At 37.3% G+C, this 20962-nt stretch carries 17 protein-coding genes; 8 read left to right on the top strand and 9 right to left on the bottom strand.

The window, feature by feature from the left end; genetic code table 11:
- Positions 1–58: 58 nt before the first annotated feature.
- Both HV560_RS09275 and HV560_RS09270 read right to left on the bottom strand, forming a co-directional pair.
- Positions 59–439: a hypothetical protein gene (locus HV560_RS09275; protein WP_159630695.1), complete on the bottom strand. Its 381-nt coding sequence runs from the start codon at positions 437–439 to the stop codon at positions 59–61.
- 31 nt (positions 440–470) lie between these two features.
- Positions 471–1037, bottom strand: coding sequence for a TorD/DmsD family molecular chaperone (locus tag HV560_RS09270; RefSeq protein ID WP_176812711.1), 567 nt, complete (start codon positions 1035–1037; stop codon positions 471–473).
- A 57-nt stretch (positions 1038–1094) separates the two neighbouring features.
- Between HV560_RS09270 and nfo the strand changes: the two genes are divergently transcribed.
- Both nfo and HV560_RS09260 read left to right on the top strand, forming a co-directional pair.
- On the top strand, positions 1095–1940 hold the full coding sequence (gene nfo / locus HV560_RS09265; protein ID WP_176812710.1) for a deoxyribonuclease IV: 846 nt from the start codon (positions 1095–1097) through the stop codon (positions 1938–1940).
- 81 nt (positions 1941–2021) lie between these two features.
- Complete coding sequence (locus tag HV560_RS09260; protein ID WP_159630689.1) at positions 2022–2591, top strand: C40 family peptidase; 570 nt, start codon at positions 2022–2024, stop codon at positions 2589–2591.
- A 63-nt stretch (positions 2592–2654) separates the two neighbouring features.
- Here HV560_RS09260 and HV560_RS09255 read toward each other — a convergent pair whose 3' ends face one another.
- Positions 2655–3113, bottom strand: a complete 459-nt coding sequence (locus HV560_RS09255; protein ID WP_176812709.1) for a LexA family protein — start codon at positions 3111–3113, stop codon at positions 2655–2657.
- Positions 3114–3291: 178 nt separating this feature from the next.
- Positions 3292–3675: an autonomous glycyl radical cofactor GrcA gene (gene grcA, locus HV560_RS09250; RefSeq protein WP_176808774.1), complete on the bottom strand. Its 384-nt coding sequence runs from the start codon at positions 3673–3675 to the stop codon at positions 3292–3294.
- Positions 3676–3842: 167 nt separating this feature from the next.
- On the opposite strand from grcA, the gene ung reads away from it, so the two are divergent.
- The 3 genes from ung to HV560_RS09235 are packed head-to-tail and all read left to right on the top strand — an operon-like array spanning position 3843 to position 5932.
- The gene (gene ung / locus HV560_RS09245) at positions 3843–4514 is read left to right on the top strand and encodes a uracil-DNA glycosylase (protein WP_176812708.1); all 672 of its coding nucleotides are present in this window, start codon (positions 3843–3845) and stop codon (positions 4512–4514) included.
- A gap of 23 nt (positions 4515–4537) precedes the next feature.
- Entirely contained in the window at positions 4538–5461 is a 924-nt protein-coding gene (locus HV560_RS09240; RefSeq protein ID WP_176808772.1) for an SPFH domain-containing protein, read from the top strand.
- A gap of 24 nt (positions 5462–5485) precedes the next feature.
- On the top strand, positions 5486–5932 hold the full coding sequence (locus HV560_RS09235; protein ID WP_176810213.1) for an NfeD family protein: 447 nt from the start codon (positions 5486–5488) through the stop codon (positions 5930–5932).
- A 130-nt stretch (positions 5933–6062) separates the two neighbouring features.
- Here HV560_RS09235 and HV560_RS09230 read toward each other — a convergent pair whose 3' ends face one another.
- The 4 genes from HV560_RS09230 to grpE all read right to left on the bottom strand — a co-directional run bounded on the left by HV560_RS09230 (position 6063) and on the right by grpE (position 12826).
- Positions 6063–6932, bottom strand: a complete 870-nt coding sequence (locus HV560_RS09230) for a VirK/YbjX family protein (RefSeq protein ID WP_176812707.1) — start codon at positions 6930–6932, stop codon at positions 6063–6065.
- Positions 6933–7594: 662 nt separating this feature from the next.
- Positions 7595–11560 (bottom strand): ATP-dependent RNA helicase HrpA, encoded by a 3966-nt coding sequence (gene hrpA, locus HV560_RS09225; RefSeq protein ID WP_176812706.1) that lies wholly within the window; start codon positions 11558–11560, stop codon positions 7595–7597.
- On the bottom strand, positions 11560–12012 hold the full coding sequence (locus HV560_RS09220) for a DUF441 domain-containing protein (protein ID WP_159630677.1): 453 nt from the start codon (positions 12010–12012) through the stop codon (positions 11560–11562). Before HV560_RS09220 ends, hrpA begins: the two co-directional genes overlap by 1 nt.
- Before the next feature lie 220 nt (positions 12013–12232).
- The gene (grpE, locus tag HV560_RS09215) at positions 12233–12826 is read right to left on the bottom strand and encodes a nucleotide exchange factor GrpE (protein WP_159630675.1); all 594 of its coding nucleotides are present in this window, start codon (positions 12824–12826) and stop codon (positions 12233–12235) included.
- A 227-nt stretch (positions 12827–13053) separates the two neighbouring features.
- Here grpE and HV560_RS09210 point away from each other — a divergent pair, with 227 nt between their 5' ends.
- Together HV560_RS09210 and HV560_RS09205 are read left to right on the top strand one after the other, a co-directional pair.
- Entirely contained in the window at positions 13054–14145 is a 1092-nt protein-coding gene (locus tag HV560_RS09210) for an extracellular solute-binding protein (protein WP_176808768.1), read from the top strand.
- 137 nt (positions 14146–14282) lie between these two features.
- Positions 14283–15674 (top strand): MATE family efflux transporter, encoded by a 1392-nt coding sequence (locus HV560_RS09205; RefSeq protein WP_176808767.1) that lies wholly within the window; start codon positions 14283–14285, stop codon positions 15672–15674.
- Positions 15675–15809: 135 nt separating this feature from the next.
- Here the strand turns inward: HV560_RS09205 and HV560_RS09200 are convergent, their stop codons facing one another.
- Complete coding sequence (locus HV560_RS09200) at positions 15810–16901, bottom strand: porin (protein ID WP_176812705.1); 1092 nt, start codon at positions 16899–16901, stop codon at positions 15810–15812.
- A 525-nt stretch (positions 16902–17426) separates the two neighbouring features.
- On the opposite strand from HV560_RS09200, the gene recB reads away from it, so the two are divergent.
- A complete protein-coding gene (gene recB, locus HV560_RS09195; RefSeq protein ID WP_176812704.1) occupies positions 17427–20951 on the top strand; it encodes an exodeoxyribonuclease V subunit beta in 3525 nt (1174 codons plus the stop codon).
- Positions 20952–20962: the final 11 nt, after the last annotated feature.

The raw sequence follows: 20962 nt of genomic DNA, 5'->3' as shown, positions 1-20962 counted from the left end.
AACAAGCGGTCATTTTTAGTTAATTTTTTGCAAAAAATGACCGCTTGTACGCTCAGACTTACCAGCAATAATAGCAGTAAGGTATGCCCCAATATCGCTCTCTATCATAATTCCAACGTATTTCTTCCAGCTCTAATTGTGACTTATAGTTTTGCCAAGCCATTTTGTAACAAGCTTGAAACATCGGATCATTCACTGCTTTAGCATAACGTTTTTTAAATGCCGCTTCTTCTTTCTCTGTTTGGCTTAGGGGTGGATTAAATTGTTGATATAGGAGCTCCGCCGTTTCTGCATCACACTTTTTTGCCAGTTGCACCTGTAAATCTTGTTCTGCTCGTACTTGTTTTGCTCGGCGTTCAGCTTGTTGTTCAGGCGTGAATATACACGCAGTTAATATGAATGAAAGCGAGAGCGGTAAACTCAATTTTACTATGTTCATATCCAAATCCTCTAATTGAAGTGGTTGTTTATTATACTGATGCTTGCTCGCATTCTTCAAGCTCATCAGCCATTGCGCTTAGGGCATCACGAGATAATTGCGCAAGTGCCTTATAAAATCCGCTATCAAAGGCTTCAACTTTGCCTAAGAACTGACTGATACAAGGGAGTAAAAATTGCTCAAACAATGCTTTTTGTGCGAGGGTAGAATCTAGATTATCTTCAATCCACGAAGCGGTTAAAAGTAATAATGCAATATGATCTTCCTTTTCTAATTCAGGCATTGCTCGTTCTTGACGAAATGCGACAAAATCTGCAACGGATAAACCATAGGCTGAAATTGTTGTAGCAATAGCCCCATTTTCTGCAAAAAGTGCTTGATAGCTTGTTTCTAATTGCGTAGGGTTAGCACTCTTTTGCAAAATATTCAATGCATTTTCGCTTTGTGCATCGGTGCTTAATGCCCAGTGTTGGCGTAATCCGCCTTGAGCAAGCCAGTTAAATGTGCCTGCTAGAATGGGATCTGTTGGGTTGCGGTAAAATAAATTGCCGAACAGGCGGCAAAGTAGTGAAAAATCGTTAATGGTTATTTCGCTCATAGTCTTAGATTGAGAATTAAAGTGCTATTAGTATAGCAGAACATAAGAGAGGACAGAATGAAATATATTGGTGCACACGTGAGTGCTTCAGGTGGTGTAGAAAAGGCGGTTCTTCGTTCAGTAGAAATTGAAGCAAACGCCTTTGCATTATTTACTAAAAACCAACGTCAGTGGCAAGCACCACCACTCAATGCCGATACGATTGAAAAATTTAAGCGGTTTTGTGCAGCACACCATTTTTCAGCAGAACAGATTTTACCACACGATAGCTATTTGATTAATTTAGGTAGCCCAGAAGCAGAGGCATTAGAAAAGTCTCGCACTGCATTTATTGATGAGATGGCAAGAGCTAATCAGCTTGGTTTAAAATTACTGAACTTCCATCCAGGCTCACACCTAAAGAAAATTTCAGAATTGGATTGTTTGGCTAGAATTGCAGAATCTATCAATATTGCAGTGGAGGCTGTGCCAAATGTTATTGCCGTAATTGAAAATACGGCAGGGCAGGGTTCTAATTTGGGGTGGCATTTTGACCATTTAGCAAACATTATTGAACAAATAGAAGATAAAAGCCGAGTCGGGGTATGTTTAGATACCTGTCATTTATTTTCTGCGGGTTATGATATTAGTTCGTACGAAAGAAGTGAAAACGTATTTAACGATTTTAACCAAACAGTTGGTTTTGATTATTTAAGAGGTATGCACTTAAATGGCTCAAAAACGTCATTAGGTAGCCGAGTGGATAGGCATCATACTTTAAAAGAAGGCACAATTGGTACAGAAGTATTTGCATTTATTATGCAAAACCCAAATTTCGATCGCATTCCACTTATTTTAGAGACAACTTCGCCTGAAATTTGGGCAGATGAAATAAAATTTCTTCGCACCTTAGAACTAAAATAGGTTGTATAGGTCAGATTAGTCTGTCTAGAGCAATCCAGACATTTGTTTTTTATATTGTTCTAGCGAGATGAGATATTAATTATGAAGAGCCCCCTTTTTGTCACAATTATAAAACCGTTATTTATTATTTTCATTTTTGCTTTTGGGGGCATTTATTCTTCCACTGCCGTCGCTAGTTTAAGCACAAAGAAAGCCATACCAAATAAAATTATTGCAAGTAAGGCAGAAAGATTATCTCAGCATTCTATCTCAAAAAAACTCCCTAAGAATTCCCCTCGTTTAGAACAGCCTTCTAACAGTGTAAGTCGTATTAATTATGTTTATCGTAATTGGGCTGGTACACGTTATCGTATGGGCGGCACAACTAAAGCAGGTATTGATTGCTCTGCGTTTGTCCGTGAAGTAATGGACAAAGCCTTCAATAAATATGTACCCCGAACAACTGCAGAGCAACGTAGCCTTGGTCGTTCAATTTCAAAATCAGATTTACGTCCAGGCGATTTAGTTTTCTTTCGTAAAAATAACCACGTTGGTGTTTATATTGGTCACGGTAAATTTGTTCACGCCAGTTCTAGCCGTGGTGTGACTACCAGTTCATTATCAGAAAGCTACTGGTCAAGAACTTACACTCAGTCTCGCCGAATAATTTAATCTTTACTTTATAATTATAAGAACAAGGCTAAATTTAAATGAAGTGCCTTTTTCGTTTATTATTTAGGCTGCAGGTAGCTTAGTCTGTGTAAATGTTCCACGAGTACGCATTTGATGCACAACATTTGTGATTACACCAGAGATGCTCACTTCGCTCCAATCTGTAATTCTCAGGTTTTTCTCGCTGATCTCTAATGAAAATAATATTTTTTCATTAATGTCTTGTTCGTTCTTAATTTCATTAAAGAATTGGTAGAATTTGTATTCACCATTTTTCTCAAGAACTAATAAATCATTAACTAAATATTGATCGGTCTTTTCGACAATGAGTAAATCATCAAGCTCAATTCCCCAGGCAATTAAATTTGGATTTTTAATATGAATAAAAAATGTATCTGTCGGACGTTTAATACATAATGAATTAAGATCGAGTTTTACAGAACGGTTGCTATTAAAGTCCCGATAAAGTGGAATAGCTTGGTGTGATAACGCTTGAGTTGAAATTTGTTTTAATGAAGCCATTGCAGAATCCTTTTTCTGTATTTTTATACAGGTGCATTTTACTGGGTAAAAAAACAGTGTCAATAATTTATTTAAAAATTTTTGTAAATTTAACGGCTATTTTGACCGCTTGTAAGGCTTTGTATAAGCATAAAAAAAAGCACCCAGTGTGGGTGCTTCTTAGCGTTAAAAGCTGTTATTATAGGCTTTCAGTGAAAGTACGGGTAATAACATCGCGTTGCTGTTCAGGTGTTAATGAATTGAAACGAACGGCATAACCTGAAACACGAATCGTTAATTGAGGATATTTTTCAGGGTTTTGGATGGCATCTTCTAATGTTTCACGGCGTAAAACATTTACGTTTAAGTGCTGACCGCCTTCTACTTTAATGGTTGGAGCGACATTCACAGGAACTTCACGATATGCAATGTCGCCTAATTCGCTGATGGCAACGATTTGATCTTCTTGGTAGCCTGCTTTAGCTGCTAAGCAGCGAGCTTCATTTTTAGCTTCATCTAATAACCAAAAAGAGTTTAGTAAGTTGCTGTTTGCTGATTCGGTGATTTGTACGCCTTTGATCATTTTAGTTCTCCTATAGAGTGAAATTAAAAATTACGAAAAAATTTTAAAAATTCAAATTTATTTGAAAATCATTGTACCTTTTTTGAGATAAAAAGCGATAAAAATTTAACCATTTTTCGCTTAAATTATTTTACTTGTATGAAATATAATCAAATGTGAGCATTTTTATGAAAACTTGGACTGAAGCCTTAGGTGAAGAAAAGCAAAAAAACTATTTCCAGCAGATTTTGAAATATGTTCATAATGAACGATTGCTAGGAAAAACTATATATCCTCCTCAGCGTGAGGTATTTAGTGCATTTGCCTTAACTGAGTTTAGTGATGTAAAAGTGGTGATTTTGGGACAAGATCCATATCACGGACCAAATCAAGCACACGGATTAGCATTTTCGGTGAAACCGCCAGTCGCACCGCCGCCTTCGTTAGTCAATATGTATAAAGAATTAGCGGACGATATTGCAGGCTTCCAAATTCCTCGCCACGGTTACTTGGTGGAATGGGCGAAGCAAGGCGTGTTTATGCTTAACACCAGTTTAACGGTAGAACAGGGCAGAGCAGGCTCGCATTCACAAATTGGTTGGGAAATGTTTACCGATAAAGTGATTGCACAATTAAATGAACATCGTGATAATTTGGTATTTATTTTATGGGGCAGCCACGCCCAGAAAAAAGGGCAGTTTATTGACCGTAACCGCCATTTCGTGCTGACTTCACCACACCCTTCGCCACTTTCGGCCTATCGTGGTTTTTTTGGCTGTAAACATTTCTCAAAAGCAAATAATTACTTGATTTCAAAAGAAATATCCCCAATTAATTGGCAACTACCTATTGAAATTTAATTGTTTATTTAAAGGAGAAAAAGATGGAATTTGATTTACCGATTTTAGGTGCTGCATTTGCAATATTGGTGTTGGTAGCATTAAGTTCAACCATCAAAATTGTGCCACAAGGTTATCATTGGACAATCGAACGTTTTGGACGTTACACCAAAACCCTTACACCGGGACTAAATATTGTTTTACCTTTTATTGATAGAGTTGGACGAAAAATCAATATGATGGAACAGGTATTAGATATTCCATCGCAAGAAGTTATTTCTCGTGATAATGCCAGTGTGTCTATTGATGCAGTCTGCTTTGTTCAAACCATTGATGCTCGTCGGGCAGCTTATGAAGTGAATAATTTAGAACAGGCGATTGTCAATTTAACAATGACAAATATGCGTACTGTGTTAGGTTCGATGGATTTAGATGATATGCTTTCACAACGTGATGTCATTAATAGTCGCTTGCTCTCGATTGTTGATGAGGCAACCAATATTTGGGGCGTAAAAGTAACTAGAATTGAAATTCGTGATGTTCGTCCGCCAAAAGAATTAGTGGCTGCGATGAACGCTCAAATGAAAGCTGAACGCAATAAACGTGCAGATATTTTGGAAGCAGAAGGTATCCGACAAGCTGAAATTCTACGTGCAGAAGGTGAAAAGCAATCTCGTATTTTAAAAGCTGAAGGGGAACGCCAAGAAGCATTCTTACAAGCGGAAGCTCGTGAACGTGCAGCGGAAGCGGAGGCAAAAGCAACTCAAATGGTATCTGACGCTATTGCAAAAGGGGATACTACCGCAATTAATTATTTCATTGCTCAAAAATACACTGATGCATTAAAAGATATTGGTTCGGCAGAAAACAGTAAAGTAGTGTTAATGCCTCTCGAAGCGGGCAATTTAATTGGTTCTGTTGCAGGTATTGCTGAATTATTAAAAAACACTAAAAATAGCAGTAAGTAGTTCTGCTTTTAGCAAGGAGAAAATATGGATTGGCTATTTAACTGGAGTAGTTGGTTAATTTTAGGCTTTGTATTGCTTGCTTTAGAATTAATTATTCCAGGCGTATTGATTATGTGGTGGGGATTTTCTGCCATTTTGCTGGCAATACTGGTTTGGCTATTGCCTGATTTATCTGTGAGTATTCAAATTAGTGGCTTCGCTATTCTAGCCATTGTCTTTAGCTTGATTTGGTGGAAATATCAACATACTAAAGATAAACAAGATGATAAATCTACATCGCTCAATTCAAGAGAGCAATCAATGATTGGTATGCAAGGTATAATTGTTGAAATACTGGAAAATGGCGTTGCTAGAGGTAAGTTTGGCGATACCACTTGGCGAGTGATGGGAATAGGGCTTAATTTAGGTGATAAAGTACAGGTTCAACGTGTTGATGGGATTACGTTGTATGTAACTAAAATGGTAGAATAATTTAATACAAGCGGTTATTTTTTATATTATTTTTGCTCTTTTAAAATAAAACCTTGAATTTATTCAAGGTTTTATTCTTATAAAAACAAGTAGGATAATTTTATTGAAAATTATGTCATATTTTATTTGTTTACCATAGCTCTTTCAGTTCTTGTTCTATCTTTTCAAATAGTTCATAGCGTTTTTTATACATAGAGCGTTTTTTACTCGGAATTGTGCTTAATTCTTTTATCTCAACTATAGTCGGTAATCGCCAATAATTATTAGAATTTAAAGTTCCTCCATTTTCTTGCCAAAATAGATTATAATTAAACAATAATTTAGAGTGATCATTCCAGCGATATTTTGCTTGGTTTTTATGATGAATGCCTAAAAGTTCTAAATTTAAGTATTGAGCTATCAGCTTAAATATATTTACTAGCATAAACATTGGACGAACACCATATAATTGTTTAGTTGCAGATTTAATTAATGACTGGGAGAATTCAGTATTGGGTCCTTGAATAGATGAAATCAAGAGTTGATCTTTACTTAAAAAAGTAAAAGATGAATCATAAATATGTTCTTTTTGGTTGTTTTGAATATTTAGTGAAAAAAAGCCTTCTAGCGGATCTATTTGGTTAATACTAAGGTAGATGCTTACTTCATCATTCAGTGTAATTAAACATATTTCTCTATCTTCTACTAACTGATTACAATAGGCTGAACCAAATAGCTTTTCTGCACAATTAAAGTGAGTGATAATTGCATTTAATCGTTCTTTCTTATTAAATTTTTTATTACAATAGGTTTCTAGTAATGTATTAAATCGATATAAATCTTGTTTGAATAATCTCGCCCACAAAGGGTTGTTAGCAAGATAGTCATTTAGTCCATAACATTCAGAAGAACACCATATTTTATGAAGGTGATAACGTAAATATTCTCTCAATATTTTTGTAAATCTTTTCTCATTTGGGAATAATTCACTAAATGTTGGGGTGTTAAAGGTATTTTTCATATGATATTCACAATTCAGTTTTATCGTTATTCTATAATGCTATATAAATTGAGGAAGAAATATTTAGTTATATTATGATATAACTAAATATTTTTAAGCGAGATTTATAAATTCAATCCTCTGTATGGTTTTTATTCTGATTTTTTTGACTATATTCAAACCGAACAAAGTCTAATTTATCAAAAAACAATTTTTATATTGTAATTTGATTATGTAAGCGATTTTATTTTCTGTCTTTACAGTTGAAGTCTAGCTTCAAAGGTAGGCAGCGATATTTTATCATAAAGACTTAAAGTTTTACTACCTATTTTAGTGAATTTAAATTGGTTGGAGAAATTATTTACCCAATAGGGTAAAATTAACCCTTTCATCGCTTAAAATGGCATATGTTTACTAAGTGATTTTTCTATATTTAGAGGTAGGTGGCTATACTATCAGCACCTATTTCTTCACCTAAGTTGGTTTTTATAGCCAATATAGTATCTTTAATATTGCAAATAATACTCATATGATTTTAATGAAGACAGAAGTGCTGTAATAGTAGTTATTTTGCATATTTTTTTGCAATCAAAATGTAGTAGATGTGCTTTTTAGGATTGCAATTAAATATAAAACAAGGGGAAATTTGCTACTGACAAATTCCCCCATAGATAATAGAATATCTATTTTATATCATTAATCGTATTCAAAATCCGTTTATCCGAAATGGGGTACTTTGTGCCTAGCTGTTGAGCAAATAAGCTGACTCTTAATTCTTCAATCATATAACGGATTTCCAGCACTTCATCTGGAATCGCCTTAGATTTTGGTAATTTGTTTAAGAGCTGTTTATAGGCTTCTTGTACCTGTTCGACTCGCAGCATTTTGGCTCTGTCTGTGTTGCTATCTATCACGAGTTTGTCTAGACGGCGTGCAATTGCAGTCAAATAGCGGTGTAGATCGTTTAGCCGTTGATAGCCAGTTTGGGTTACAAATTCAGGGTAAATTAGCCTATCAATTTGTGATTTAATATCACTTAATGCAAACGCCATCGTGAAATCAAGTTTGCCTTTTAAGCGTTTATGTAGCTCATAGGCTAGTGTTAAGCATTTCTCGACCTGTTTTGCAATATCGACTGTGGTGGTGTTGAGGTTAGCTCGCACATATTCTTTTAGAGCGTTAAATTTCTCTTCGTTCCAGACAAATCCACCAAAATCTTCAATCAACTTATCTACTGCACAGGCTATGCAGTCATCAATCAGTTCGAGTACTTTACCAAATGGGGCGAAATACAAACCTAGCTTCGCTTTGTTTGGCAATTTTTCGTGCAGATATTTAATTGGCGAAGGCACATTTAACAGCAACAAACGACGAAGCCCAGCTTGCATCGCTCTTGTTTGTTCAAATTCGGTTTCAAATAATTTCACGCCAACAGTCGTTTGTTCATCAACAATTGCAGGGTAGGCTTTAACACTGAAATGCGCTTTTTTCTGCTCGTAGAATTGTGGAAGTTCAGCAAAATTCCAGATATGCAAACCGCTTTGTTCAATGCCATCATCAGCGATGTTAGAAAGGGTATTTTGCACCTCATCTTTGAGGTCAAATTTCAGCTCATCTAAATTTTCGCTCTCTTGCAACTTTTTGCCTTTGCCATCAATTACACGAAATGTTATCCGCAAATGTGGTGGTAATTGGCTAATATCCCACTGTTCAGGCTCAACCAATACGCCTGTCATTTTGCGAAGCTCAACACTTAGACTTTCCAATAATGGCTTTTTAAATGGCTCAACTCGGCCTAGAAAAGCCTCAGCATAGTTTGGTGCAGGCACAAAATTTCGTCTTAGTGATTTGGGTAAGCTCTTGATTAGAGAGACGACTAATTCGTGGCGGAGCCCCGGAATTTGCCAGTCGAAGCCCTCAGGCTCGACTTGGTTGAGCAGTGGTAGCGGAATATGCACGGTGACACCATCGTGATCTTTGCCAACTTCAAATTGATAGCTCAGCTTGAGTTTTAATGCTTTTTGATGCCAGAAATTCGGGAAATCCAGCTCGCTTACTTGGTTCGCATTGTTGTTAATCAGGAAGGATTTTTCAAAATTGAGCAGATCAGGATCGTTTTTGGCGACTTTTTTCCACCAAGTCTCAAAGTGTTTAGCCGAAACCACCTCTGTACCCACTCGTTGATCGTAAAATTCAAACAGAACTTGTTCGTCCACTAAAATATCACGGCGGCGAGATTTGTGTTCCATTGCTTCTACTTCACGGATCAAGCGGTTATTTTCTTTGAAAAATTTGTAATTGTTGTGCCATTCGCCCTCAACCAGTGCTGAGCGGATAAAAATTTCACGGCTAACGCTAGGATCCACTAAACCGTAATTGATAGGGCGACTTGCTACAATTGGAATGCCGAATAGTGAGACTTTTTCTGATGCCATTACCGCCCCTTTGGATTTTGCCCAATGAGGTTCGCTATAACTTGATTTCGTTAAATGCACGGCGAGTGGCTCAATCCATTCTGGCTCAATTCGAGCGACCATTCTCCCCCAGAGTTTAGTGGTTTCTACCAGCTCAGCTGCCATCACCCATTTTGGCTGTTTTTTAAAGAGTACTGAGTTCGGAAATAGGAAGAAGTGTGCATTTCTTGCCCCTAAATAGTGCATTTTTTCGTTATCTTTCACGCCGATATGCGACAATAAACCCGTTAAAAGTGCAGTATGAATCGGTTGATAAGTAGCAGGCTCTGAGTTAATTTTTAGCCCCATTTCACGCACGGCAAGGCGTAGCTGATGATAAATATCCTGCCACTCTCGCACACGGTTATAGTTAAGGTAATCCTTACGGCAGAGATGGCGAAATTGGTTTTTCGACAGCTCTTTTTGCTGGCTTTGGATAAAATGCCATAGGTTCACAAATGCTAAGAAATCGCTCTCTTTATCTGCAAAACGGCGATGTTTATCGTCTGCCGATTGCTGTTTTTCCTGTGGACGCTCACGGGGATCTTGAATTGACAGAGCCGAGACAATCATCATTACTTCGTGTAACGATCCATTTTTTGCTGCCTCAACAATCATTCTACCTAAGCGGGGGTCAACAGGCAGTTGAGCGAGTTGGCGACCAATAGGCGTTAAAATCCAATTTGATTTGTTGATGCGATCCTTTTCTTTCGTATTTTTAGATTTTGGACCTGCGTTGAGGTTTGCTCTATCATTTTTATGGCGTAATCTAATCACCTGCAATTCCTCTAACAACCGAATTCCATCTTGAATTTGGCGACTATCGGGAGCATCTACAAAAGGGAATGAGGCAATATCACTTAGCCCAAGTGAAGTCATTTGTAAAATAACCGAAGCAAGGTTAGTTCGCAAAATTTCGGGATCAGTAAATTGTGGGCGGCTGTTAAAATCCTCCTCAGAATAGAGGCGGATACAAATTCCCTCAGAAACCCGCCCGCAACGCCCTTTCCGTTGGTTGGCGGAGGCTTGGGAAATTGGCTCAATGGGTAGTCGTTGCACTTTGGTTCTGTAACTGTACCGTGAGATGCGAGCAGTACCCGTATCGATCACATATTTGATGTTGGGGATTGTGAGCGAGGTTTCCGCAACATTGGTCGCTAAAATAATCCGATTTAAACCACCGCTTGGCTGGAAAATCCGTTGCTGTTCGGCCACAGACAGTCGGGCATAGAGTGGCAGGATCTCAGTATGACGAAGTTTCTGCTTTTGTAACGCTTCAGCAGTATCACGAATTTCCCGTTCTCCGTTCATAAAAATCAGAATATCGCCACGTCCTTCGGCTTGCAATTCATCAACGGCATTTAAAATCCCTTGCAGCTGGTCTTGCTCCTTTTCCTCTACAATCGGACGATAACGCACCTCAACTGGGAAAGTTCGTCCAGAAACTTCAATAATTGGAGCATTATTAAAATGCTTAGAGAAGCGTTCTACATCAATGGTTGCTGAGGTGATGATTACTTTCAGATCGGGGCGTTTATGCAGAATTTGCTTCAAATAACCTAAGATAAAATCGTTGTTTAGGCTCCGCTCGTGGGCTTCGTCAATAATTAACGTGTCATATTGGTTAAGATATCTGTCGTGCTGAATTTCAGCGAGTAAAATCCCATCTGTCATCAGTTTGACTAAACTATGTTCATTTACTTGATCGTTAAAACGGACTTTGTAGCCGACAGTATTACCCAGTTCTGATTTTAGCTCTTCGGCTATGCGAGTGGCTACTGAGCGAGCTGCAATTCGGCGTGGTTGAGTATGCCCAATTAATCCTTTCACGCCACGCCCAAGTTCTAAGCACATTTTAGGCAATTGAGTCGTTTTGCCCGAGCCTGTTTCTCCAGCAATAACCACTACCTGATTTTCACGGATTAGTGTTAAAATTTCCTCACGGCGAGCGGAAACGGGTAAATCAGGGTAATCTATTTTGAGGTTTCTAGAATGTGCTTGGCGAGCGAGAAAGCGAGCTTGACAGGCATTTAAATCTTGCAATATTTCATCTAAAACAGACCGCTTGTGTGCTTCTTTTTTAATATTTTCAGCACCTTTTAACCGACTAAGCAGACGTCTAAAATCGGTTGTTGTGATATTTTCTAATTTTATAAGCGGTTGTTTATGTGTGTTTTTGGGTAATTTTTCTTTCATTACGCTTTTCCTATCACTAACGACAAAATGCCTGCGGCAATCAGAGGCCCTACTGGCACACCTTTAAACAGAGCAACACCAATAACTGTGCCAATTAATAATCCGGTGACTAATACTGGCTGATTGCCCATTAAATTGACGCCCCGTCCACCAAGCCAAGCAACGACAATACCAGCTACAATTGAGAAGATCATTTTCCAGTTCAGTAATTCGGCTAGATTGGGGAGGATTATTCGCCCTGAAACCAATGGGCTAAGTACGCCAATTGTCAGAATAATGATCCCAATTTTTAAGCCATATTGATCGACAAAGGGAATATATTTAGAAAGTAAAGTTTGTTGCATAATCAGCAATACAGCAGCGGAAATCGTTACCGCACTGTTTTGGCTAATTAGACCTAGCACAATTAGCATCACAAGCAGTAATGCAACGGAGTTTATTTGTAAAGACATCGTAATTAAAAAATGTAAAAACCCTTACTTCTGAGAAGTAAGGGAATATTAAAGGGATTAAGGATTAGTTGATAAATCTCATTAACGTCATTATTAAGCCAACATTTGCTACCATCAAGCCTACGATTTTAGGCGATTGATTGACTTTTTTCGGAGCTTTTGTCAAACACAATTTATCAAATCGTAGACTCATTTTGTGATCTTCTTCCTAAATTTGAAGTTAGTTCGCCACCATTACCATCGCAGGACGAATGACACGACCGTGTAGCGTGTAACCTTTTTGTAGTACGGAGCTAATATGATTAGATTCAATCCCTTCAGCTGGTTGCATTGAAATTGCTTCGTGCAATTCTGGGTTAAATGCTTCGCCTATTTCGCCAATCGCGACAACGCCAAATTTAGCTAAGGTATTAACAAATTCTTTATGAGTCATTTCAACACCATCAACTAATGCTTGAGTTGTTTCATCAGTAACGGCTTTATCTAAAGCATCTAAACCACGCTCTAGGTTATCAACTACGTTTAATAATTCTTTAGAGAATTTTTCCAACGCGAATTTATGTGCTTTTTCTACATCTTGTTCTGTACGGCGGCGGATATTTTGGATTTCTGCTTGTGCACGTAATTGAATATCTTGCTCACGTTTATCGGCATCTGCAATATAAGCTTCTAATTCAGCAACTCGAGCTTGAGCGAGTGCTAATGGATCGGCTTGTTGTTTAGTTTGTTCTTCTTGTTGAGTTTCTTCATTTACAACTTCAGGTTGCAGTTCTTCCGTTACGTCTGTGTGTAAATTTTCGTTTTGTGTAGTCATTTTAATCCTCTTAAAGCCTATTTTAGAAATTATAAACGCTATTTAATATAAAGATAAATTAAGGGATTTCAAGCTCATCATACAGTTTTTTTGCTAAAATATTCTGCTTTTAGTCAGAAAAGGCTTGCAAAATCTAGGGGGTAGCTTAAAATCCCCTAGTCTTTTACGCCCTTAGGCAAGGCTATATTTTTTAATCACTTTTCTTTAACTTAACGGAGAAAACTTAAATGAAAAAATTAGCGGGTTTATTCGCAGCGGGTTTAGCAACAGTTGCATTAACAGCGTGTAATGAAGAAAAAGCAGAAGATAAAACTGCGGCAGAAGCAAAACCTCAAGCAACAAATCAGACAGTTCATCTTTATACTTGGACTGAATATGTGCCTGAAGGCTTGTTAGATGAATTTACCAAAGAAACGGGCATTAAAGTAGAAGTTTCAAGTCTTGAATCTAATGAAACAATGTATGCTAAATTAAAATTACAAGGTAAAGATGGTGGTTATGATGTTATTGCACCAACTAACTACTTTGTTTCTAAAATGGCTCGTGAAGGGATGTTAGCGGAGTTAGACCATGCTCAACTTCCTGTCATTAAAGAATTAAACCAAGATTGGTTAAATAAACCTTACGATCAAGGTAATAAATATTCACTACCTCAACTATTAGGTGCACCAGGTATTGCATTTAGCACAGCTGATTATAAAGGCGATACTTTCACTTCTTGGGGAGATTTATGGAAACCTGAGTTTGCGAATAAAATCCAATTATTAGATGATGCGCGTGAAGTATTTAATCTAGCACTCTTAAAATTAGGTAAAAGCCCTAATACAACTGATCCAGAAGAAATTAAAGCGGCTTATGAAGAATTATTGAAGCTTCGTCCAAATATTCTGGCATTTAACTCGGATAACCCTGCAAACGCATTTATTTCAGGTGAAGTATCTGTAGGTCAGTTATGGAATGGTTCTGTGCGTATTGCTAAGAAAGAAAATGCACCAATTGATATGGTGTTCCCAAAAGAAGGTCCAGTTCTTTGGGTGGATACTTTAGCCATTCCGGCAAATGCGAAAAACAAAGAAAACGCACATAAATTAATCAACTACTTATTAAGTGCAAAAGTAGCTGAAAAATTAACATTAGAAATCGGGTACCCAACTTCAAACGTTGAGGCATTGAAAGTATTACCAAAAGAAATTACTGAAGATCCATCAATTTACCCAACAACTGAGGTATTACAAAAAGCACAATGGCAAGATGATGTAGGTGATGCAGTAGAGCTTTATGAAAAATACTACCAAGAATTAAAAGCAGTAAAAAATTAATCGCTGATTAATTCTTGAGCCTCTAGTGAGCAATCTCTAGAGGCTTTTTCTTCGTTGCTGAAGTTGCAAAACGTTTGAAAAAAACGACCGCTTTCTAAGGAATAATAATGAAGTTCACCAGATTTTAGGAGGTTACTATGAATTTGAGATGGCAAGAATATTCACAAAATGCCCGTAAGTTATTTAAATTATCATTGCCAATTTTTATTTCTCAACTTTCCGCTTCTGGAATGGGCTTAGCTGATATTGTGATGGCAGGCTTAGTGAGTGATGATGATGTTTCTGCAATTGCTGTAAGCAATTCTATCTATTTTCCGCTTTTCCTATTTGTATTAGGACTTTTAAATGCGATTACGCCTACTGTTTCTTATTTAAACGGATCGGGTAACCGACACTTAATCGCACACCAAGTTAGGCAAAGTTATTGGATTGTATTTGCAATGGCGATTCCGTTGATTGCAATTTTCCTGAATAGTCATTTGATTTTAGACTTGATGAAAACGCCAGCTGAATTTTCAGTGAAATCGCAACAATATTTAGTTTTAATGGCAATTGGGGTAGTTCCTGCCTTACTTAGCGTAACTTTACGCTGTATGAACGACGGGTTATCTAACCCTAAACCGGCTATGCGAATTACGTTTTTCGGTCTATTACTTAATATTCCACTCAACTATATTTTTATTTTTGGGAAGTTTGGTTTGCCAGAAATGGGCGCAGTGGGTTGCGGTGTGGCAACGGCGATTGTGAATTGGGTGATGTTCTTAATGTTGTTACATTATTGCTATACTAATCCGCCACAAAGAGATATTCGCTTATTTGAAAAATGGCTTGAAGCCCCAAGCGGTCAAATTTTGCTTAAACTTTGCAAATTAGGTTTGCCGATTGCCTTTGCGATTTTTACTGAGGTGATGCTATTTTCAACTTCCTCTCTTTTTCTCTCACCGCTTGGCTCACAGGTTGTGGCAAGCCATCAAGCGGCACTGCAAACCAGTTCGTTGTTTTTTATGATTCCAATGTCATTTGGTATTGCCACTACGATTATGATTGGGCAAACCCTTGGGGAGAAAAATATAGAAGGTGCAAAAATGCTCAGTTATCACGCGTTGATAACTGCAACTATGTTAGCAATTATTGCTGCAATAATGATTATTACACTTAAAAATGTCATTCCGCTTGCATTTACTAGCAACCCTGTTTCCATTGCGATGACCGCAAATTTATTGATTTTTGCCGCGATTTATCAAATTCCTGATGCGATTCAAGCGGTAACAAATGGTATTTTACGTGGTTATAAACATACTCAACCAATTTTATATGTCACAATTTTTTGCTATTGGACGGTGAGTATGCCACTAGGCTATATTTTGGCAAGAACGGATTGGATTGTACAACCGATGGAAGCACAGGGCTTCTGGCTTGTATTCTGTATTGGTTTAAGTTTAGCGGGTGGTTTATTGCTTTGGCAAATGCGAAAAATTCAATCTATACCAGAAGAAGAGCTTATTGCGAAATTAGAAAGGGTGAAGTAATTTTGATAGGCAATTTGCAAGCGGTCAAATTATGAGGAAATCTTGCAAATGTATTGTACTTAAAAATTGCCAATCTTTAATGAAAAAAGCCACTCTTTCGAGTGGCTAAAATACTAAGGTAAATTAATGGTGAGATTAGAATTTGATGATTGTACCAACAGCAACTTTGCTATTTCTCTCAACAGTTTTGCCTGCTTGTTTGGTTCTACCTTTACCACCCTCAACATATACGGTAACGAATTTGTTGAATTGGTGATCTGCACCTAATCTCCAACCTAAGTTTTTCGCTTTTTGTTCGCCAGCATTTTGTCCAGTACCGAATAACACGCTACCATAGACGTTATTTTGTGGCGTTAATGCAACTTTCACACCTGCATCAAAGCGGTTGATTTTTTCGAATTTTTTCACGCCAAATGTTTGGAATGTCTGTGCTGCTTGACCTTTTGGTGATTTCGCATACGCCCAGTCAAGACCCCAAGTTACATCGCCGTAATTTACATCAAAACCTACGCCTGCAAATTTACGTTTGAATTCTTCTGATTTATCGTAAGTAACTTCTTCGTAAACACATTTAGCTGGATTTACCGTTGAGTAAACATGACATACTGTATTTTTTTTGCCTGCTTTAGCTGCAGTTACTTCACCAAAGCCTGAACCGATACGTACTTTTGCATCGCCTAATTGACCATCATAGAATAAACCGAATTGGAAACCGTTGCCTGAATTTACTTCTTGTTTATTTGAGTTACCCACATAGTAGTCTGCTGCTACACGAACGCCATTAAATTTAGCAGACATAAAATGTAATGCTTTACCGTGAGAGTCTAAGAATACGTTTCCGCCCATATTATTTGTGTAGTTTGCTTTAGGAATATGATCCCCTGCTACTAATTGCTTACCAAAGGTTAAAGAACCGATATCGTTGTGTTTTACTCCAGCAAATAAACGGTGTGCACGAATGTCGTTACCAAAACCATCTTTATTAGAAAAGCGTAATTCAGCAACAGCTAACGCTTCATAACCATTATTAAGCTCTTGGAACGCACGGAAGCGAAGGCGTGAGCCGTTATCAATTACATCTGTACGTTTATTGTCAAATTTTTGAATTTCTAATGCAACACGACCGTCCACATCAACTTTAGTACCGTCTTTTTGATAGATAACGTTTGCGTTTGCCCCACTTGCAGCCATTGCCGCAACTGCTAATGCAAGAAGTGTTTTTTTCATAATGTTTTCCCTTATAGTAGTTAGTGTTTTTAACAAGCTAGTTACCCAGCCAATAAGAACTGAAAATTTATTTAAACAACGTGTTTTTTGTCGTGGTGAAATTTACCTAAATAAAATTTTTTCGTCAAATACTCTAAATTTAAGCGATTTTTTATAATCATTTTAAAATCAATAAGTTATGAACTTTTTATAAAAATAGGGCTGACTTAAAAATGAGGCGTAGATCACATTTTTAATAATTCTTTTGGAGTGAAATTTCAAAGAAAATATGTAACTTTTTGATTTTTAAGCATATTTTTTGAAATTAGATAAAGTCAGATTTTATGTATTTATAAAAAAGCAAAAAATTCAAAATTTTGTTCAAATTTGTGATCTTGATCACAAAATAAATGAAGAATGATAGAAATGAAAAAAATATGGGTGTTTTACTTCAGTATCCGACTGAAATTTCTTGAGTATTCAGTGCTAGTTATTTTCTTTATTTGTCGATAAAATCTTTCCATTCTTTTTGTTGATTAACCAGTTATGCAAAACTTAAATCCTATTGAATTACCACTTAATCAATCTGTGCTAATTGAAGCCTCTGCAGGCACGGGCAAAACTTTCACTATTGCGAATATCTATCTGCGTTTATTGTTGGGCGTGGGGTGTATGCCACTTACGGTTGAGCAGATTTTAGTCGTCACTTATACGAAAGCGGCAACGGAAGAGCTGAAAAACCGTATTCGCAAAAATATTCAGCAATGTGCCGAATTTTTAAGAGATAAAGTTAATGGGGAAAGTATTGACGGTAAGCCTTATGCCAATAATCTTGAATTTTTAGTTCAACTTTATTCGCAAATGAATGATATTCACGAGGCATTATTGCGTTTAAGCATTGCTGAACGAGAAATTGATATTGCTAGCGTGTTCACCATTCACGGGTTTTGTCAAAAAATGTTAGTGCAATTTGCGTTTGAATCTGGCGTAAGGTTTGATTTAGATTTACAGCCAAATCAACGGGATTTACTTAAAAAATTAAGCGAAGAGGTGTGGCGAGAGCAATTTTATCCGAAAGGGATAACAGAATGTGAAATTATTTCGACTGAATTAGCTACACCAGAAAATGCGTTAAATGCCGTGAGAAACTATTTGGCAAGCGAATTGCCAGAGCCGAAAGCGTTTTTAAATCAGGATTTTTCTGAATATTTAGTAAAATATAAGCAATTTATTGATGAAGTTAAGAAAGAATGGATAAAAAATGGTAAAGAATTAGCTACTTTAATTCGAGAGGATTTAGCTGCGAAGAAATCTTTACACGGCAATAAATATCGAGCAAATAAGTTTGAAGATATTGTTACCGAAATGAACGTTTGGGTAAATACTGCCTCATTAGTATTGCCGAAAGAATTTCACCGATTAACGGAAAATATGATAGTTGCTTCAACAAAAGACAAGTGCGAACCGATAAATTCTCCCCAACTTGCAAGAAATCAGGCATTTTTGACCGCTTACAAAGAGCAGTTTGAAAATAGTTTGAAAGCGATTTTGCTCTATCAATTTTTAATAGGCTTAAAAACGAAGCTGGCAGACTATAAGCAATCACACCCAGAGCGTGGTTTTGATGATTTGTTGGTAATGTTAAATCAAGCTTTGAAAAATCCGCAAACGGGTAAAGCATTAGCACAAAAAATTCGATCTATTTATCCTTTTGCAATGATTGATGAGTTTCAAGATACCGATCTTATCCAATATGAAATTTTCAGCCAAATTTTTATGGCAGAGCAGAGCGATAACGGTTTTATTATGATTGGCGATCCGAAGCAGTCTATTTATAAATTCCGTGGGGCAGATATTTTTACTTATTTGAGAGCAGCGAAGCAGGCTGATGAGCAATTTACTTTAGGTAAAAACTGGCGTTCTTTGCCCGAGGTGGTGCAAGCGGTCAATAATTTGTTTCATTTTGCAAATAGCGAGAAATCTCCGTTTCTTTATGAGGACATCGGTTTTTATCCTGTTCAAGCAGATAGTCGCAAAGGTAAATTAATAAGCGAACAGGGGCATTTTGTTTGTTATACCAGTGATAAAACTAATCAAGATGATGTGGCGGAAATTTGTGCGTATCAAATTCATCAACAGCTTAATGCAATGCGTGCGGGCAAATTGGGTATTGAAAAAAGCGGTGAATTTAACCCCTTTGAGCCAAAAGATATTGCGATTTTAGTGAGAAAAGGCTCAGAGGCAAAACGGATTAAAAAAGCCTTGACTAGACGAAATATCAAATCGGTTTATTTAGCAGAATCTGCTAGCGTGTTTGCTTCAGAAATTGCCTCTGAGCTCTGTTGGCTTTTACAAGCAGGGCTGAATCCATATCACTACAAAGCCTTATTGTCAGCCTTAGGCTCAACCCTTTGGGGGCTAAGTGCGGCAGAGATTTATCGCTATAAAGAAAACGAAATGTTGTGGGATTTAAAGGTAAATCAGTTCGTTGAATATAGCAGAATTTGGAAAGAGCAAGGCATTTTACCGATGTTGCATAAAATCTATTTAGAGCAAGGTATTATTGAACGCTTGAAAGGTTTAGCGAATGCAGATCGTTTAATTACGGATTTACTGCATTTAACTGAAATTTTGCAAGAAATGTCGCAAGCATTCGAATCAGAGGCGGAGCTGGTGCGTTGGTATGAAAAACAAATTAGCTCGCCCGATTTTAATGATGAACAGCCTCTGCGTTTGGAAAGCGAGGAAGAGTTGATCAAAATTGTGACTATTCACGGCTCGAAAGGCTTGCAGTATCCGATTGTTTGGCTGCCATTTGCAGCAGAAAAAAGCGAGAACGATACTAAGGCAAATTTGGGCTTATACCGCAATGCACAAGGTGAATTGGATTGGTATTTAGGCGAAGAAGAGGTAAAAGCACAAATCCAAAATGAAGCTTATGCGGAAGATCTTCGTCTGTTTTATGTGGCACTCACCCGTGCAGAATCGCAGATCAATTTAGTGTTGCCAAAAATGATTTCGCTCTGGAGCCCATTACATTATTTATTGGCAGAGGGGCAGTTACCAAAAGATAAAGTAAGTGTGGCGGGCTATTTTGAGCAAAAACAGATTTCAGCCAAGATTGTCGAAGTCGCAGAGCATTTACCTTTTAGCCGTTGGGAAAGCGATAAAACAGAAGAGGATTATCAAGCTAAAACCTTTAGTGGCAATATTCGGGTAGTAGGGCAGATTACAAGCTTCACTTCACTTTATGCACAACACGAGCGTTTTAGTGAGGGTAAAGCAGACAGAGTGGTAGATTTAGCCCAAGACAGAGATGTGCATATTGAAACCATTGAGCCAGATTACGCGATTGAAACCGATGCCTTTTCACCATATCAATTTCCGCACGGTATTCGAGTTGGAACGGTGTTACACAGCTTTTTTGAGCATTGCCGATTTGGTGAGCAAATTGATAAAGAACGTGTTGCCAAAGTGTGTGAACAATTAGGTTTAAGCGAGGAATGGAGAGAGCCAACATTGCTTTGGTTTGATCGTATTTTTTCTACCCCTTTGGCAGAGGCAAATTTTTGTTTAAAAGAGATTGATGAAACTAAACGGTTAAACGAATGGCAATTCTATTTACGTTTAAAAAATAATAAAGCCTTACACCAATTGAATGCGTTATTAAAGCAATATAGTCCATTAGCGAAAACATTGCCAGAGTTACAGCTGCCACAATTAGAAGGGTTCGTACGTGGTTTTGTTGATTGCATTGTGCAGATAAATGGAAAATTCTATTTAATTGACTATAAATCCAACTTCTTAGGCTATTTACCACAAAATTATTCTACAGAAAGCATTCAAAGAGAAATGGGGAGACAGCGTTATGATTTACAATATTTGCTTTATACCCTTGCAATACACCGCTATTTACTCTCTCGTTTAGGCGAATCTTACGATTATGATCGAGATTTTGGTGGTGTAGCTTATCTATTTTTACGTGCAATGAATGGCGAAAGCGGTAATGGTGTCTATTTTGATAAACCAAATAAAAAATTGATTGAAGAAATGGACTTGTTATTTGGGTAGATGTTATGCCT

Source organism: Mannheimia pernigra (assembly GCF_013377995.1).
Taxonomy (GTDB): domain Bacteria; phylum Pseudomonadota; class Gammaproteobacteria; order Enterobacterales; family Pasteurellaceae; genus Mannheimia; species Mannheimia pernigra.
The sequence above is the reverse complement of the archived record's forward strand: the minus strand, read 5'-3'. Positions and strand labels throughout refer to the sequence as shown.